At 71.3% G+C, this 16,334-nt stretch carries 14 protein-coding genes and 1 pseudogene; 5 read left to right on the forward strand and 10 right to left on the reverse strand.

Annotated elements, in window-relative coordinates:
• Nucleotides 1–33 precede the first annotated feature (33 nt).
• The 3 genes from OG410_RS40685 to OG410_RS40695 all read right to left on the reverse strand — a co-directional run bounded on the left by OG410_RS40685 (nucleotide 34) and on the right by OG410_RS40695 (nucleotide 4,711).
• On the reverse strand, nucleotides 34–1,746 hold the full coding sequence (locus OG410_RS40685; RefSeq protein ID WP_329303771.1) for an aldehyde dehydrogenase family protein: 1,713 nt from the start codon (nucleotides 1,744–1,746) through the stop codon (nucleotides 34–36).
• 272 nt (nucleotides 1,747–2,018) lie between these two features.
• The gene (locus OG410_RS40690) at nucleotides 2,019–3,494 is read right to left on the reverse strand and encodes an MFS transporter (RefSeq protein ID WP_329303772.1); all 1,476 of its coding nucleotides are present in this window, start codon (nucleotides 3,492–3,494) and stop codon (nucleotides 2,019–2,021) included.
• A 293-nt stretch (nucleotides 3,495–3,787) separates the two neighbouring features.
• A complete protein-coding gene (locus tag OG410_RS40695; protein ID WP_329303773.1) occupies nucleotides 3,788–4,711 on the reverse strand; it encodes a TauD/TfdA dioxygenase family protein in 924 nt (307 codons plus the stop codon).
• A gap of 377 nt (nucleotides 4,712–5,088) precedes the next feature.
• On the opposite strand from OG410_RS40695, the gene OG410_RS40700 reads away from it, so the two are divergent.
• Nucleotides 5,089–5,787 carry a TetR/AcrR family transcriptional regulator gene (locus tag OG410_RS40700; RefSeq protein ID WP_329303774.1) on the forward strand — a complete coding sequence of 233 codons (699 nt, stop codon included), beginning with the start codon at nucleotides 5,089–5,091 and terminating at the stop codon, nucleotides 5,785–5,787.
• A 55-nt stretch (nucleotides 5,788–5,842) separates the two neighbouring features.
• Entirely contained in the window at nucleotides 5,843–7,366 is a 1,524-nt protein-coding gene (locus OG410_RS40705) for an FAD-dependent monooxygenase (RefSeq protein WP_329303775.1), read from the forward strand.
• A gap of 176 nt (nucleotides 7,367–7,542) precedes the next feature.
• Here the strand turns inward: OG410_RS40705 and OG410_RS40710 are convergent, their stop codons facing one another.
• Together OG410_RS40710 and OG410_RS40715 are read right to left on the reverse strand one after the other, a co-directional pair.
• Complete coding sequence (locus tag OG410_RS40710) at nucleotides 7,543–7,698, reverse strand: hypothetical protein (RefSeq protein WP_329303776.1); 156 nt, start codon at nucleotides 7,696–7,698, stop codon at nucleotides 7,543–7,545.
• Between the two features lie 33 nt (nucleotides 7,699–7,731).
• Nucleotides 7,732–8,049, reverse strand: coding sequence for an alpha/beta hydrolase (locus OG410_RS40715; RefSeq protein ID WP_443063862.1), 318 nt, complete (start codon nucleotides 8,047–8,049; stop codon nucleotides 7,732–7,734).
• Here OG410_RS40715 and OG410_RS40720 point away from each other — a divergent pair.
• A complete protein-coding gene (locus OG410_RS40720; protein WP_329303778.1) occupies nucleotides 8,009–8,578 on the forward strand; it encodes a hypothetical protein in 570 nt (189 codons plus the stop codon). The two genes, OG410_RS40715 and OG410_RS40720, sit on opposite strands and share 41 nt — an antisense overlap.
• Nucleotides 8,575–10,257: a ribulokinase gene (locus tag OG410_RS40725; RefSeq protein ID WP_329303779.1), complete on the forward strand. Its 1,683-nt coding sequence runs from the start codon at nucleotides 8,575–8,577 to the stop codon at nucleotides 10,255–10,257. The genes OG410_RS40720 and OG410_RS40725 overlap by 4 nt, the downstream gene beginning before the upstream one ends.
• A gap of 238 nt (nucleotides 10,258–10,495) precedes the next feature.
• On the opposite strand, the gene OG410_RS40730 is transcribed toward OG410_RS40725, so the two are convergent.
• From OG410_RS40730 to OG410_RS40750, 5 genes and pseudogenes are all read right to left on the reverse strand, one after another.
• Entirely contained in the window at nucleotides 10,496–11,419 is a 924-nt protein-coding gene (locus tag OG410_RS40730; protein WP_329303780.1) for an immunity 49 family protein, read from the reverse strand.
• A gap of 339 nt (nucleotides 11,420–11,758) precedes the next feature.
• Nucleotides 11,759–13,066 (reverse strand): pyroglutamyl peptidase, encoded by a 1,308-nt coding sequence (locus OG410_RS40735; protein ID WP_329303781.1) that lies wholly within the window; start codon nucleotides 13,064–13,066, stop codon nucleotides 11,759–11,761.
• Nucleotides 13,067–13,308: 242 nt separating this feature from the next.
• Nucleotides 13,309–13,689: a LysR substrate-binding domain-containing protein gene (locus OG410_RS40740; protein WP_329303782.1), complete on the reverse strand. Its 381-nt coding sequence runs from the start codon at nucleotides 13,687–13,689 to the stop codon at nucleotides 13,309–13,311.
• A gap of 2 nt (nucleotides 13,690–13,691) precedes the next feature.
• Nucleotides 13,692–13,787: pseudogene (locus tag OG410_RS40745) on the reverse strand (IS5 family transposase); the annotation flags it as partial.
• A 235-nt stretch (nucleotides 13,788–14,022) separates the two neighbouring features.
• Entirely contained in the window at nucleotides 14,023–14,316 is a 294-nt protein-coding gene (locus OG410_RS40750) for a hypothetical protein (RefSeq protein WP_329303783.1), read from the reverse strand.
• A gap of 473 nt (nucleotides 14,317–14,789) precedes the next feature.
• Between OG410_RS40750 and OG410_RS40755 the strand changes: the two genes are divergently transcribed.
• The gene (locus tag OG410_RS40755) at nucleotides 14,790–15,971 is read left to right on the forward strand and encodes a M20 metallopeptidase family protein (RefSeq protein ID WP_443063863.1); all 1,182 of its coding nucleotides are present in this window, start codon (nucleotides 14,790–14,792) and stop codon (nucleotides 15,969–15,971) included.
• The last annotated feature ends 363 nt before the right edge of the window (nucleotides 15,972–16,334 follow it).

Consider the following 16,334-nt stretch of genomic DNA (forward strand, 5'->3'; position numbering starts at 1 on the left):
GGTGTCGGCGAGGGTCGGTGCGGGCTGTCGGGCTCAGCCGCGCAGCGCGGAGGCGAAGAGGGCGGGCAGCCGCAGCGGGCTGGGCGCTGTGGTGAAGCGGGTGAGGCGCTCCACGGTGGTCAGCGCGGTGCGGTTGGTGACGAAGTACGGCGGGCGAGGGGACAGCGAAGGGTCGCCCGTGACGAGCCCGCGGGGTGCGGGCGTGAACGGGGAACGCAGCACGGTCTTCTCGATGTCCTCGCCCCGGAGCATGAACGTGTTGTGCACGAAGCCGACGCCGCTGCCGATGTCCTGGCGGGTGTGGCCGGGGAAGGCGCCCCAGGGGGTGAAGCCGAGCAGGAAGCCCACCGCGGACCAGCAGTTGACGCCCAGGGTGCCGTAGCGCAGGTCGGCGACGGAGGCGTCCACCGCCGCGCGGTCCTGTCGCGCGGTCCTCGGGTGCACGATGAGGGTCGCCCCGAGGGTGCCGGGGAGACGGTCGTTGGCGAAGTCGACGGCGTTGCGGAGAAACGTCGCCGTGGTCGCGCCCGGCAGCCGTACGACGCCCAGCGCGCTGGCGAAGACCTCGTCGGTGACCAGGACGTCGTCGGAGTCGGCGACGTCGGGGACGAGGAAGCGGCACCCGTCGCCGTACCGCTCCGCCCGCGGGTGTGCGGCGAGTACGGCGTCGAGGCGCTCGCGGGCCCCGGGGTAGTAGTCGGCGCGGGACGGCAGCGCGCGCAGCACCCGGCGGATCTCGTTCAGCAGCTTCTCGGTGCCGTCCCAGTCGCGCGGTACGACGAGGATCTGCCCCGCGATGCAGTTGTGGCCGGAGTTGTTCATCTTGCTGGTGACGATGTGTTCGGCCTGGAAGCGGAAGTCGGCGTCGCTCCACGGGCCGGGAGCGACGATGCACGGACTGATCCCGCCGAGTTCGCTGCTGAAGGGCTTGCCGATCAGTGGCCGGTCCTCGCGTCGGCGCCGCCCGGCGTCCTCGTCCGTCCCCCAGACGATCGCGTCGTGCGTACGGTCGCTGCCGGTGACGTGGATCGTGTCGACGCCCTCGTGGTGGGCGAGGTATCCGCCCTCGGCCGCGCCGCCGTCGACGAAGCGGACCCAGCCGCGGGTGACGAACTCCGCGAAGACATGCTCGAAGTGGGGGCGCAGATAGGCGTTGACGGGGTTCATCTTGGCGACGACGACCTGGCCCTCGGCGTAGAGCTTGTGCAGGATGTCGAGCGCGGTGATGGAGGCGACGTTCCCGGCGCCGAGCACCAGGGCCACGGCCGAGGGCTCCGGCCGGCCCCGGTACGGGCCTGCCGCGCGGTCGCGCGTCTCGTCGGCGGTGACGCCCGGCCGCATCCACACCTGGGCGCTGAAGCCGTTGAGCAGCAGCCGGTCCCAGCCGGTCGCGGGGAACACGTCGACGCGGGTGCGGCCGGCCGTCTCCCGCACGGCCTTCGCCTCGAGCGGCTCGCGGCCCGCGACGACGCGCCGCAGCACGTGCAGATACGCCGCGGCGTTCTGCGCGAGCGCCCACGGACCGCCGATCCAGTCCTCGGCGGCCCACGGGGAGTCAGGAGCGTAGCCCTTGGCGCGGGCGCCGGCCGCGGCCAGTTCGGCCGCGCCGGAGTCCACCCGGCGCAGCAGCCGTTCGAGGAGCGCGATGCGTTCGGTGAGCGGGACGGCGGACCAGGACGCGGCACTGCCGCGCAACTCGGCGACGGCCCGGTCCAGGCAGGAGGTGTCGAGGGCGCTGGGGTTCACGTCATTCCTCGCGGTAGGGAAGGAGCGGGGGAGGCGGGGGAGCAGGAAGCAGGGCGAAGCGGTGGCGGAGGTGCCGCGTCGCCGGCCGGGAGGTCGGCTCACGGGGAGACGGGGAGACGGGGAGACGGGGAGACGGGGAGACGGGGAGACAGGGGACGGGGAGAGGCCTGCGCCGCTGGGAGACAGGGAATCCGGGATGGGGATTCGGCTCGCGGCGCGGAGCCCCCTCCCGTGTGCTCCCCCGGGCCCGTGCAGGCACGCGGGAGTGGTTGTCAGGCGAGCTGCCGCGGGGCGTCGTGGTCCGGGGCGAGAGGGCCGGCGCGGCGTGGCGACAGCAGCCGGGCGTCGCGGGCCGGGTCGATCAGCGTGAGGGCGGCGATTCCGCCCAGCACGAGCAGTACCCCGGTGATCAGGAGCGCTTGCCGGTAGCCCGCGGTCCCGTGGGTGTCCACGAGATGCCCGACCAGGGTCGGGGCGATCAGACCCGCGGTGGTCACCACGGCGTTCATGATGCCCAGCGCCCCGCCGCGGCGGTCGGCCGGCGCCAGTTCGGCGACGGTGGTGGCGGCGACGCTGCCCATCGCCCCGGCGCAGCCGAATCCGGCGACCAGGAACACGACGGTCGCGGCACCGGCCGGTGCCGCCGGCAGGGCGAGGCACGCCCCCGCGCCGACGAGCAGCAGGACGCCGCCGACCCCGCCGCGCGCCCGTCGGCTCGAAAACCCGCGACGCAGCAGCCATCCGGTCAGGCCGGCCTGGCAGAGCACCACGACACCGCTCAGCCCCCAGACCAGCATGAGGATCCGGGCGGAGGCGACCGAGGAGTACCCGAGGCCGTCATGGAGATAGGAGGGGAGCCAGACCAGGCAGAAGGCGATCACCCAGTAGGTGCCGAAGTAGGCGGCCGTGGCCCCGATCCAGGTACGGGTCGCCAGGATCCGGCGGTACGGCGTCCCGCGCGCGGCGCCGCCCGCCCCGGCCACGTCCTCCGCCGCCGCGGCCACGCGGTCCGCTTCGCGGCTGTCGGCCGCCGGGTCGGTATCGGAGCCATGGGCCGCCCGATCGGCACCGGCACCAGGGCCGTCGGCCGGGACCGGCTCCGGGGTCCCGCTGCCCCGTGTCCCCGCGTAGGGCCCCTCTCCGCCGAAGGGGATCCACAGCAGCGCCCACACCGCGCCGGCGACCGCGACCACCGCCACCGCGGTGCGCCAGCCGTGTTCGTGGATGACCCAGGTCAGCACCGGGGCGGCGACCAGGACTCCGAGGGTGATCCCCAGCACGATCAGCGCGCCGGGCAGGTTGCGACGGTGGTTGGGGAACCAGGACAGCGTGGTCTGCTGGGCCACCGGGAACGCCGGCCCCTCGGCGGCGCCCAGGAGAACGCGCGAGGCGATGAGCACGGCGAGCCCTCCGCCCAGGACCAGCGGTGCCTGGGAGAGGGACCACAGGACGGCCATCGTGAGCAGCAGCCACTTGGGCCGTACGCGGTCCGCGAGCAGTCCCACCGCGGCGCCGCAGATCGAGAACAGCAGGAAGAACGCGCTGTTGGCGAGCCCGAAGGCGGACGCGGACAGGCCGAGGTCCTCGCGGACGGGGTCGGCCGCCAGGCCCAGCACGGACTTGTCGGCGAAATTGACCATCATGAAGACGACCAGGAGCGCGGTGACGGTCCACGCGCGGCGGCGCTGGTCGGGTGGTGCCTTCACAGAGGCGGCGGGCACAGCGGGTACGACGTCGGTGTCGGTCACAGGGGCTCCGCGGGGGACGGGTCGGGATGGGGAGACGGAGGGAGCGGCAAGGGAAGGAGTCGGGGGGCACCCCTGGGACGCCGGCCGGGGAATCCGGGCCGGAAGCCGACCGGAGGACAGCCCGGACGCGGTCGGCGACGGGACGCCATGCCCGGCCGCGGCGGACGTCCGTCCGCCGCGCGTGTGCCCGCCCGGCCGACGAGGTGTGGGCCGGACTGCCGGAAGCCTGCCGAGGCGGGCGGGTGCCCGTCCCGGCAGCGGGGCGTCCGGGCAGGAGCCCCGGGCGATGGGTCTCAGGACAGGGGCCGGCCGGCGATCGCGATGCGCTCCATGACGCGGCGCTGCGGGTAGTAGTCGTTGATCGCGTAGTGCTGCGTGGCGATGTTGTCCCAGATCGCGACGGAGCCGGGCTGCCAGCGGAAGCGGACCTGGTACTCGGGGATACGGGCCTGCAGGACCAGCTCGCCGAGCAGCTCATGGCTCTCGGACTCCGGCAGACCGGTGATCCGGGTGGTGAAGGGCTCGTTGACGTAGAGCAGCTTGCGACCGGTGCGCGGGTGCCGCACGACCACGGGGTGCTCGACGGGCGGCAGGGCCTCCCGGTGCGCCGCGATCTGGCTCTCCGTCATCGTGAGGCCCCAGCTGGGCACCCAGTCGTGCACCGCGGTGAGCCCCTCGATCCGGGCCTTCGTCCGTTCGGAGAGGTTGTCGTACGCGGCGCCCATGTCCGCCCAGAGGGTGTCGCCTCCCGCGGCGGGGACCTCGACGGCCCGCAGGACCGAGCCGAGGGCCGGTGCGGCCATGAAGGAGTGGTCACTGTGCCAGATGTTCTCCGTGCCCACGGCCATGGCGTCCTTGGCCAGGCGCGAGACACCGGCGGTGTCGCCGACGGGGAAGAACGGGTTGGGCTCCGGCGCGCCCCACAGGGCGGAGAGCGTGAGCTGGGAGCTCGGGTCGAAGGCGTGCTGGTCGCGGAAGAAGATCACCTTCCACTCCAGCAGGGCCTGCTTCAGTTCCGCGGCGAGGTCCTCGCCGATCGGGAGCGAGAGGTCGACGCCGGCGATCTCCGCACCGATGTGCGGGGTGAGCGGGCGGATGTCCATCAGCCGGTACTCGGTCGGGGCGGCACCGGGCGCGGTGCGCTCCAGCACCCGCTTTCCGTAGTGCATCAGGGGCTTGTCGAGGGTGGGCGCGGGAGGGGTGACGACGCTGTCCATGGGCTCTCCAGAACGACAACCGGGATTTCGTTACCTGGAGTATCGTTATTGAGGTGCGAGGTGGCAAGAGTCTGGAGCGATCGTTGTGAATGCGCCTTTCGCGCGGGGGTGGGGTCGCCGGTCGGGCCGGCTGTCGACCGACTGTCAGAGCGATGCGGGTGCGAGCCGTCCGCGAGGCCCGGTCGGCGGGTTCACGGTGATCTCCACCGGTCGGCCGTCGTCGTAGAGGTCGACATCGGCCGTCCCGGGACTGTCGTTCGGTAGGGGCGGTGTAGTCCGCCAGGCCATTTGGTGCATCGTTCTAAAATGGAACAGCGCTCCAAAGTGGTTCACTGGTCCAATTTGGTGCGGCGCTCCAAGTGTGTCATATTTGGGACATGCCAACACGAGCACGCCACACTCGGCGGCGTAACCAGGTGCTCTCTCGGGAGCAGATCATCGACACCGCGATCGGCCTGCTCGACGCAGGCGGTGAGGGCGCACTGACCGTCCGGGCGATGACCGAACGCCTGGCCACCGGGTCGGGAGCGATCTACTACCACGTCGGCAACCGGGACGAACTGCTGGACACGGCGACGGAAACCATCATCACCGCCGCTCTGGCCACCAAGCCCGCCCGGGCCGCGGCCTCGCCCGAGGACGAGATCCGCGCCGTCGCACTGGCCTTGTTCGACGCCATCGCCGAACACCAGTGGCTCGCCACGCGGCTGACCCTCCAGATCATCCGCAACCCCGCCGGCCCGGTGACTGTGGGGATCTTCGAAAGGCTCGGTCAGCAGGTGGGCGCCCTGGGCGTACCGCAAGCCCGCTGGTTCGACGCGGCCTCGACGCTCGTGCACTACATCCTCGGAGCGGTCAGCCAGAACGCCCGCATCGAGGGAGACACCTCAGGGATCGACCCTGAGGCGGACCGCGAGGAGTTCTTCGACGCCACGTCACAGGCGTGGCAGGAACTCGACCCCGAGTCCCACCCGTTCATGCACGCCATCGCCGGCCAGATGGGAGAGCACGACGACCGCGAGCAGTTCCTCACCGGCATCGCCGTCGTCCTCGACGGCCTGACCAACCTGCGCTGACCCACCCGGAATCCGGCCGGGCAGCCCCCTGTTTCGTTGCAGATGGGAAACTCTCATGCATGACGTGGTAATCGCGGGCGGCGGCCCGGTCGGCCTGTTCCTGGCCGGTGAACTGGCCCTGTCCGGCTGCTCCGTCCTGGTCCTTGAACGCGACCAGGAACCGTCCTCGCCTCTGAAGGCACTCCCGCTCGGCATGCGCGGTCTGAACGCCGGCTCTGCCGAAACGTTCTACCGCCGCGGCCTGCTCGAAGCGATGATGGACGCCTCGGGAGCCGACGAGAAGGAGGTCGGCGCCGACCCCCACGCGAGCGAGACACCCGCTCCCCGTGACGTGTCTCATTTCGCGGGCATGGGCCTGGACGCGGCCGGCATCGACGCGTCCGCACTTCCGTTCCGGCTGCCCAGCCCGGCGATGGAAGGCTTCATGACGAGCCTGGAAGCGGTCGCGACAGTGGTGGCCGGGCGGGCTGCTGCCCTCGGCGTGGAGATCATCCGCGGCGTTCCCGTCACCGCTGTGACACAGGACGACGAAGGCGTCGTCGCCACCGCCGGCGGCCAGGAATACCGGGGCCGCTGGCTGGTGGGATGCGACGGCGGGCGCAGTGCCGTGCGCGAGCTCGTGGGCTTCGACTTCGTCGGCACCGAGCCGCTGTTCACCGGGTACGTCGCCGAGGTCACCTTCGCCGATGCCCGGCAGTTGCCGCTCGGCTTCAACCTGACACCGGACGGCATGTATCTGCGCACGCCCTTCGAAGGCCACCTGGGCATGAATGACTTCGACGGCGGCACCTTCGACCGCTCGCAGCCGCTGACGCGCGAGCACCTCCAGGCGGTCCTGCGCCGCATCTCCGGCACCGACGTGACGCTCACCGACGTGCAGCTCGCCTCCAGCTTCACCGACCGGGCGATGCAGGCGACCAGCTACCGCAAGGGCCGCGTGCTGCTCGCCGGGGACGCCGCGCACATCCACTCCCCCCTCGGGGGCCAGGGCCTCAACCTCGGTATCGGCGACGCCGTCAACCTCGGCTGGAAGCTCGCAGCGACCGTGCACGGCACCGCGCCCGACGGACTGCTCGACACCTACACCGACGAGCGCCATCCCGTCGGCGCCGCGATCCTGGACTGGTCGCGAGCCCAGGTGGCGACCATGAAACCTGGTCCCAACGCCCCCGCGCTGCGCAAGCTTGTGTTCGACCTGATGAGCACCCGCGACGGGGTGACCCACGTCCACCGGCAGACGTCGGGACTGTTCCACCGTTACGACCTGGGCAGCGAGCAGCCGCTGGTCGGCCGCACCGCCCCCGACTTCCGCTTCACGGACGGCACCCGCCTCGGTGAACTGCTGGGCAAGGGGGAGGGCGTGGTCCTCGACTTCACCGCCGACCGCGCGCTGCAGAGCGTGGCCAAGGGCTGGGACGGGCGGATCCGGTACGCGGCCGGACCGGTGCGCAACGACCTCGGATTCACCGCCCTGTTCATCCGGCCGGACGGCATCGTGGCGTGGGCAGATACCGACGCCGACCCTGAGGCGTTCCAGCAGGCCGCGACCCGCTGGCTCGGCCATCCCCAGCACTGGTAGGGCCTGGGACTGCTGCTCGACGGCCTGCTGATGCGCATGGCCCCGCACGCCACGCTGTTCATGCTCGCGACCTCCGCATCAGGTGCCGTCCCCCGCGACCTTCTCCCCGAGCTCGCCGAGGAGCTGGCCGCGGTCAACGTCTGGGAAGTCCCGAGGGGGGTGGCCGGGGCCGGGCATCAGAAGGCGTTGTCGCAGCGCGCGCCCCGCGCCGCCAGCCGGTCGAGGTGCGGGGTGACGGCGTACTCCGCGCCCGGCCGGAGGCCGTTGTGGCAACCGAGATGCGGGGTGATGCCGTGCGTTGTGATCCACGGGATGTTGGGGCGAGTCGACACGGTGCCTTCCTTTTCCGACCGGTCCCGGACGGTCTACTTCTGTGCGGATCCGAGGAGCCGGTTGAGCCACCTCTTGCGGGCCGCGACCGCGGTGGCCGCGAGGGTGGAGGCCGGTGCCATCTGCTCGAAGCCGTGGTAGCCGCCGGGCCATACGTGCAGTTCGGCGTCTCCGCCGCACGCCCAGATCGTGGAGGCGAAGGCGATGTCCTCGTCGCGGAAGAGGTCGGCGCTGCCGACGTCGATGAACGTGGGCGGAAGGCCCGTCAGGTCGTCGGCCCTGCCCGGCGCCTCGTAGACCGAGACGTTGTCGGTGCCGGCCCGGTCGCCGAGCAGGCAGCAGATCCATGACACCCTCGCCGTTCCGCACCAGCGCGACGGCCAGTACACGGCCATCGCCACCGACCCCTACCTGCGCCGCGACGACCATCCCGCACTCCTGTGCGCGCTCGGCGTCCTGCCTGACACACCTGTCATCGACCCAGCGGTGATGGCTGCCACCCTGCAGGACGTCCAGGCCAACTGGGACTGGAACAGTGTCTGGGGCTGGGACTTTCCCGTTATGGCGATGACCGCCACCCGGCTGGGCCGCCCCGACCTCGCCGTGGACGCCCTGCTGATGGAGACCGGCAAGAACCACTACCAGCCCACAGGACACTGCCCTCAGATCGGCAGCCTGCTCCCGCTCTACCTCCCGGCCAACGGCGCCCTGCTGACCGCGGTCTCCCTCATGGCCGCCGGCTGGGACGGACACGGCGTCAGCACCCCGGGCTTCCCCGACGACGGCACCTGGAACGTCCGCCACGAAGGCTTCCTGCCCTGGCCCGGCACCCCCCATCCGCACCGACCCACCCCCCGCACCGCACCGAAGGCAACATCGTGAGCGCAGACAACCTCCCTCCGGTCGCCGTAGGCGTCGACTTCGGCACCCTGTCCGGGCGCGCCGTCGTCGTCTCGGTCGACGACGGCACCGAACTCGGCTCGGCCGTCCACGACTACCAGCACGCCGTCATCGACCACAGCCTGCCGCTCACCGGCGAACTGCTGCCGCCCGACTGGGCGCTCCAGCATCCCCAGGACTGGCGACAGGTCCTCCAGACGGCCGTGCCCGCAGCCCTCAGCGCCGCCGGGGTACGCCCCGAGCAGGTCATCGGTATCGCCACCGACTTCACCGCCTGCACGGTGCTGCCCGTCGAGGCCGACGGCACCCCCCTGGCCATGACATCCCGCTGGAGCGGCAGCCCTCACGCCTGGCCCAAACTGTGGAAGCACCACGCCGCCCAGGGACAGGCCGACCGCATCAACGACCTCGCCCACGCCCGGGAAGAGAAGTGGATCAGCCGCTACGGCGGAAAGATCTCCAGCGAATGGCAGTACGCCAAAGCGCTCCAGGTCCTTGAAGAAGCACCCGAGGTCTACGCCGCCACCGACCGCTGGATCGAGGCCGCCGACTGGATCGTGTGGCAGCTGTGCGGATCGGAGACCCGCAACGCCTGCACGGCCGGATACAAGGGCATCTACCAGGACGGCGCCTACCCCAGCCAGGACTTCCTCGCCGCGCTGCACCCCGGCTTCGCCGACTTCGCCGCAACCCGCCTCGAACACCCCCTGATCCCGCTCGGGGCCCGGGCCGGCTCCCTGACCGAGCAGGCCGCGGCCTGGACCGGCCTGCCCGCCGGCATCGCCGTCGCCGCCGGAAACGTCGACGCCCACGTGACAGCACCCGCCGCCCAGGCCCTGGACCAAGGGCAGATGCTCGCCATCATGGGCACCTCCACCTGCCACGTCCTCAACGCCGACACCCTCGCCCCGGACCTGCCCGGCATCTGCGGCGTCGTCGACGGAGGCATCGTGTCCGGCTCCTACGGATACGAGGCCGGCCAGAGCGCCGTGGGAGACATCTTCGCCTGGTGCACCCGCCTGGGCGTCCCGCCCGAGTACGAGGCCGAAGCCGCCGAGCACGGCGAGGACCTCCACCAGCTCCTGACCCGCAAAGCCGCCGCCCAGCCGGTCGGCGCCCACGGACTTGTGGCACTCGACTGGATGAACGGCAACCGCTCCGTTCTCGTCGACCACCACCTCACCGGCGTCATCGCCGGACTCACCCTGGCCACGCGCCCCGAGGACATCTACCGCTGCCTGCTGGAAGCCACCGCCTTCGGCACCCGCGTCATCGCCGAGACCTTCGAAGCGGGCGGCGTACCGGTCACCGAGTTCATCGTCAGCGGAGGCCTGAAGAAGAACAGCCTGCTGATGCAGATCTACGCGGACGTCCTCGCACGCCCGGTCTCCGTCGCCCTGTCCGACCAGGCCCCCGCGCTGGGAGCGGCGATCCACGCCGCCGTCGCGGCCGGCGCCTACCCCGATGTCCGGACAGCCGCGGCCGCCATGGGCGGCAAACAGACCGCGGCCTATCTGCCCGACCCAGACCGCGCGGCGATCTACGACGCCCTCTACGCCGAATACCGCCGCCTCCACGACACCTTCGGCACCGGCGACGACAAGCTGCTCCACCGCCTGCACTCCATCCGCAACAACGCCCGCACCTCGCCGACGACATGAGAGTGCCGTCTGCCATGACCCGTGTCCGTGCCGGGCGGCACCACGCCCGGATCGCTGTGGGCCGCCGTCTTCCACCAGGCAAGCAACAGGTCTCGTTCAAGGCCTTCACCGACGTCGGCGGCGGCGCAGGGCGGGTCTCCGACCGCCAGGAACTCTCCCTCGGGGCGGAAAGGCACGCCCGTGCTCAGACCGCCTGACGGAGACGCCCATCCGGCGGCGGTGGCGGCCCGGCGGCCGCCTACTGCTGCGGGGCAGTCAGCAGCGCTTCGGGCAGATAGGCGGACCGGATGCCCAATTGCCATCCGTGCGCAAGACAGGCGAGGGCGGCCAGCGTGACGGCCCCCACCGGAAGCAGGCTCCGGGCAGCCGGGTCGGTGCCGACGCTCTCGCGGTGCGCCACGAGTCGTTCCTCGAAAGCCCGCTCGAACGCGGCCTGATCGTCGTCGAGCAGGACACGCAACAGCCGCTGGTCCCCAGTCAGTGTCCCGGCCGCATCGAGCTGTTCGGCCGCGCGCGCCCGCTCGGCAGCATCCGGCTTGCCCAGCGGTACCGGCCCCGGAAGTGCGCCTGGACAGCGTCCCTGGACGACATTCAGGTAGCCGCACAGGGCGTCCATCTCGGCGAGATCGGCCGGGTCCGACACCGACTCCCGCTTCGAGTACGGAACGCCGTCACGGATGGCGGGCGCATAGTCCTCGCGCAGCAGGGGGCCGATCACCCGGTCCCGGTCCCATATCAGGCCGCTGATCACGGCCCACACGAACGCATCGGTCCACGTCCATGCCGTGGTCACCGGGTGGGCCGGCTCCCACTCCTCCTCGTAGTGAAGCTCCTCGCTGCTGAGGGTCTCCGTCACGAGCGGGAGGGGAACCGAGAAGTCGCCGTCGGGGAAGCACGCGAGGCTCAGCACGCCCAAGGCGCACTCCGCAGCTGTGATCAGCGCGGTGCGCGAGTCGGGCGTACTCAGGGCGGGGTCGGGCACGGTGCGCGCGGCGACGTGGTCGGCCAGCTCCTCGCCGAGTTCCCTGAGCCCTCGCCGCAGCGGCATGTCGCCGTAGCGCATCTCGTGCCACCGGCCGAAGGCCCGACCCCGCATCTCCTCGAGGGCCCGCTCGATCCGCTCTTCCGCGACGGTGTGACGCGCTACTTCTTTGATCGTCATGCAGCCATCCTGGCAGTGCCCACCGACAACGCAGTCCCCTCAAGGCGTCGGATCCTCCACCTCGCCCGGACCGTCCCGCCCGTCGACGCCGGCGGCCGGGCCGTCCCGGGTCCGATCGAAGACAGCGAAGCCCGCCTCGCCTACGTGGCAGTCACCCGCACTCGTCAGCGGCTGGACATGGGAACAAGCGCGCATGCAGCGGGCACTCAAGGGCGTACCCGTGGCAGCCTTCACCCTCGACTGCACCCTGCCCTGGCCGCTCCAGGAAAGGCGAGGGGCGGGAGGGGGACATGGGCCGAGCCCGCAGGGAGGTCGGCACCGTCCTGGCCGGCTCCAGCGTCACCCCCGCGTGCGCCCTGTCCCCCTGACGGCCGGTTCGACCGCGTCCGCCGCCACCGTCAGGATCGCCCGCACCTGATCGATGATGTCGAGACGGTTGCGCACGAACTCGGGGTCCGTCACCGTCCCGGTCGCGGGGTCCGTGTTGCCCGTGCCGAACTGCAGGACAGGCGTGTGGACATGACCGCCGAGCAGACTCGCACCGAGGCCGAGACGGTCGCGCAGCAGCGTCGCCCGGTAGGCGATCTCGTTCGACAGATAGTCCCCGCCGCTGCCCGCACGCGCCCGCGAACCCGGAGTCGGTCCGTCGGGGCGCACGACGGGCTCGGTCCCTCCCGCCGGGATCTCGGTCACCGAGGTGTGGTCGTAGACCGGGAAGCGGCCCGTGTGCGCGGCGACGATCTGCGGGTACGGGAGCGTCGTCGACGTCCACTCGGGCTGCGAGGCCGGATCGGCGACCGGGACGGTCCCCGTTCGGGAGACGTTCTCGTTGTCCGGAAAACCGCCCCGCCAGGCCCCGTTGGTCCGCTCCACGTCGAACCGGCCGACGCGGCCCTGGCTGACCGTCGCGAACAGGTCCACGTGCGGGAGGTACGGCCGCAGAGTCCGCTCCACCGTCCCCTCCCCGAAACCGTCGGCCCGGGAGGTGTCCCCGGCGAAGTCCCGCCAGCGGACCGGGAACACGACGGTCTCCACGCGCGCCGGGCCGTCCGCCGTCCGGATCGTCGTGCCGTCGAGCGCGAGCGCGGTCGCCCCCGACGGGTTGGAGATCCGGATGTCGCGGTCGAGCGTGAACGGGTCGAACCCGGTGACCAGAATGCGCTTCACCCCCGTGCGCGACGGGTAGCGCACGGCGTCCTGGCCGCGCGAGCTCCGCTCCAGGTCGTCCAGCAGACGGGCGCGGCGGGCGTCGGTCAGAGCGAACCCGGGCTCCCAGCCCCGCACTTCACGGGCCATGCCAAGCCGTGCCCAGTACAGCGGCCGGTCGTCGTCCCGGCTCAGGTCCCCGCCCGCCGGACCCCGGCCCTGTGTCCGGTCAACCGCCCGCCGCCACAGCCGCGCACCCTCCCGCCGCACGATCCGCTCGGCCTGGGCATACGACGCGGCCCGGTCGAGGGTCCGGACGAACTCCGGTGCCACCGTGTCGAATCCGGAACGCCGCAGGATCTCCTGGGGTGCCGCCCCGTCGAGCCGCCGCTCCTCGGCCGTGGGGATCTCGGCGGCCGTCGCCGACGGGGCGGGCGTCGCGGCGAGTCCCGCCAGCAGGGCCAGCCCGAGTATGCCGATTCGAACGCGTAACCGAGTCAAGGGAGTTCGAGCCCTCCATCGCGTGGGGTGCTGCCGGACTCCGGCAGTATCCCGTGACGGGCGGGGCGTTCACCACGGTGCGAGGCGGAAGTGGCCGAAGGGCGTGGGCCGTTGCACGGGACGGAACGGCGATGTCCCGGCCCGGGCCGACGGCTCCGTCCGGCGGCTTTCGTCCCCTGGCCGGACGGGTATCCTCGCCGCCGACTCCCGCAGCGCGGCCAGGAACGCCACCGCCACGGGCGTCAGGGACCGCCCGCGCACGGTCGCCGCGTACACGCCCGGGCCGGAGCCTCCTCGTCGAGCACCGGCAGCAGCGCGATGTCCGGGCGTACGGACTCGGCGGCGAGCGCGGGGATCAGGGCCACTCCGAGCCCGGCGGCCACGTACTCCTGTTTCGCGGTCCACTCGGCGACGACGTGCGCTACCCGTGGCCGGAACCCGTGCCGCAGGGCCGCGTCGAGCAGGGTGCCCTCGGGCCGGGGACTGCCGGATATCCGGTCGGCTTCGGCGAGTTGGGGCAGGCGCACGGAGGGCTCGGCCGCGAGGGGGAGGGCGGAGGGGACGGCGACGTAGAGGGACTCGTTGAGCAGGTGGTGCAGGGTGTAGGCGTCCGAACGGGGCACGGCCCGTCGCGCTCGGCCCGCCAGGCGGTCAGGGCGGGCTCCGTCAACTCCCAGCGGGCATGGGAGAGATCACTGGGATACGGGCGCTGTCGCGTCAAGTTTCGGTACTACCGTCGAGACCCTCGCATCGGCAGGGTGCAAAAGGGCTTCAGCAGCGGCGCCTCGGGTTCAGACAGGAGCGAACGGTCCGAAAAGGGCCTGTGCATGTCGTCACCAGCACCACCTGACACGCAGGATGCCCCTGGCCCCGCCACTCTTGAATCGACCTGACACCCAGAGAGCCACCAAACGCTATCATCAGGACAAAACGCTCTGTAGGCTCGTCGTTTAACTTCAGGCGCTCGGTGGGGTCGTGGCAACGGTGATCTGAGCTGTCCAGGACCCGGGTTCCCGGGGCGGATCCCAGGTCACATCGACGTCAGCTTCGTGGAAGTCGTGTGCGAGTCCCGCCACCATGGCAGCCACGGCGGCCTGTGCCTCGGCTGGGTCGGTGTTGGCCGCCACGTCGGCAAGGCGTCCGCAGAGCATCCCGCCTTCCTCGGTGAGAACACTGTGGCGCCAGCCTTCCGGCGTCGCCAGCAGCACGATGCTTCTCGGCATGCCGAAGGGAGGCCGTCTCTTCGTCACGCGCTCTCGTCGCACCATGGAGCTATCCAACCTCGTGGGCTTCCCGGAGGTTCGCGCGGGCGGAAGTTCAGGCGCCGCGGCGGGGTTTGGTGCACCAGCCGGGGAGCCGGTCTTTGTGCGCAGGTTTCTGGACCCCGGGCGGCCACCGGAGCGGTGTTCATCGTTTTCGGTCTGGAGCCGGCACTGTCCGAACGAGCAGGGATCGAGACCGGAGGAGCATCAACCTCATCGTGGCGATACCCCAGGTGTGGTTATCCCCACCGCCAAGGGGTGGCTCACCGGATGGGCAATGGCATCGGTGCGGGGCGATCGTGTCTCCCAGAAGACGACTTGAGTCAAAGGGGGTAGCAGTGGATCGTCCCGTAGAGCACGCTCTCGCGCGCCGCACGTTATTGGCCGGCACAGCGGCAGCCAGTGCGGGAATGGTGTGGGGAGGCATGGGGAAGGCCGTCGCGGGTGAGTGGAGAGGACCGGTGAAGCAGGCGGCGGTGGCCGCCGAGGTGGCGCGTCTGGACCGCGTACTGATTAAGCTGCGGCGGGACTTCCATCGGCACCCTGAGGCCCCGGGACAGGAACAGCGCACGGCCGCTGTGGTGGCCCGGGAGTTGCGGGCGGCGGGGCTGGACGTCACCACCGGAGTGGGCGGCCACGGAGTCGTCGGGGTCCTGCGGGGCTCGCGTCCAGGCCGGACTGTTGCCTACCGGGCGGACATGGACGCGGTTCCGCCCAAAGACATCGTCGGAGGAGGTCCCGCACCAGCCCATCTCTGCGGACACGACGTCCACACCACGGTGAGTATCGGCGTCGCGCGGGTCCTGGCGCGGCTGCGGCAGCAATTGAGCGGAACGGTGGTTCTCCTTTTCCAGCCTGCCGAGGAGACGCTGTCCGGAGCCCGCGCACTGATCGACTCAGGTGTGCTGGAGCGCGAGTACGTCGAGGAAATCCATGCGCTGCACTGCGGGCCGTTCCCGGTCGGCCGGTTCGCCGTGACTCCGGGCTATGGGATGCCGGGCCAGGACAAGGCGGAAGTGACCCTCTCCGGGCCGGACGCACTCGATGCCGCGCGGCGCCTGGCTGTCGATATCGGCGCGCTCGCAACCGTGGCTCTGCCACGGACCCCAGCGGACCTGGAGCGGATCATCGCTGCCGTCCAGATGCCCGACGGTCCGCTGGCCCGGTTCGTAGCCGTCCAGGCCTCAGCGCAGGAGGCCAAGGTGAGTGTGTCCTATCGCTGCTGGCCGCAAGAGCGATATGCGGAGGTGCGCGAAAGCATTCGTCGAGTGGCCATGTCATATGCGGGGGCCGGGGTGCGCTTCCCCGCTGAGCCGTTCCCGGCCATGGTCTGCCCAGAACGCGACGCCCGCCTGCTCGCCCGCCACCTGCGCCGCACCGTCGGCCAGGACAAGGTCACCGAGCTCTGTGCCGCCTTCCCGCCCTTCAGCGGCGAGGACTTCGCCCTCTTTCTGGACCGTATCCCCGGTACGTACACCTTCCTCGGTGTCCAAACCCCTGATACACCCATTACAACGAGCTATCCGCACTACCCCGACTTCTCCCCGGATGAGCGCGCCATCGGCGTCGGTGTGCGGGCGATGGCGGGCTGGATCGCGGAGCGCACCCACAGAGCGCAGGGCCTGCCAGGCGGACCCAGCTAGGTAGACGACTTCCACACTGGTCTCTGCCGTTACACCTTCATCGCAGCCGACTCCAGGCTTGTCATGTCCTGACCGCCTCGACCGCCTCGACCGTCACTTGCGGTACAAGTCCTCAGCTCCTCGGCACAAATGGGGGCTCCGGTTCAGAAGCCGTGTCTCAACCGGCGTACGGCTCCAGGCTCTCCGGCTGCAGCGCCGGCCGCTGACACGGCAACCCCGACCGGATCCGGCTCGCGCTCGCCTCGAAGACCTCGGTTCGCGACCTCAAGCCATTCTTGAACGCCTGGCCGTACGGTACGCAGACGCCGGCCATGCCGGGACCCAAGGACTGGAAGGTGCCGCGGAGCCTCGGAGCGCCGCGCC

This window comes from Streptomyces sp. NBC_00659, from assembly GCF_036226925.1.
Lineage (GTDB): Bacteria > Actinomycetota > Actinomycetes > Streptomycetales > Streptomycetaceae > Streptomyces.